Here is a 534-nt window from a genome sequence, read left to right on the forward strand (position 1 = left end):
CCGCCGATGTTGTATCTTTGTATCAGCATTCGGGAAGAGACCGGTGCACAACATTATTATTCACAATTTTAAAATTTTATGTATTATGGCAATTAATTACAGTTTAGTAAAGCTTGCGTCAAAATTTGGTGACAAAGCAGGAGTTCCTTTGTTCTACGCCCGTGCTCAGATGAAAGACTCCATTTCGCTCAAGAAGTTTGCGAAGTTGATCTCTATGCAGACCACCGTATCCTATGCGGATGTAACAGCCGTTCTGGTCAGTATGCAGGAGAACATGGTCATCGAGTTGCAGCGAGGCAACCAGATTGATTTCGGCGAGTTGGGCAAGTTCCGCCTCCAGCTTACCTGTGAGGGGGCGGCAACCGCAGCCGAATTTAAGAGCGACATCAACATCAAGGGTGTGAACATTCAGTTTATCCCGGGCAGCGATCTTGCCAACATCTTCGTAGGTATGGAGTTTGAGCAGGTTGCATCACGTGCCGTACAGAAGGCTGCCCTCAAGGCTGAGAAGGAGGGTGCCAAGACCCTCGACAT

General features: G+C 47.9%; 1 protein-coding gene. It reads left to right on the forward strand.

Annotated elements, in window-relative coordinates; genetic code table 11:
* Window positions 1–85: 85 nt before the first annotated feature.
* On the forward strand, window positions 86–534 hold a 449-nt coding region (locus KSW37_RS15775; RefSeq protein ID WP_217743539.1), incomplete at its 3' end, for an HU family DNA-binding protein.

Source organism: Segatella copri (assembly GCF_019127135.1).
Taxonomy (GTDB): domain Bacteria; phylum Bacteroidota; class Bacteroidia; order Bacteroidales; family Bacteroidaceae; genus Prevotella.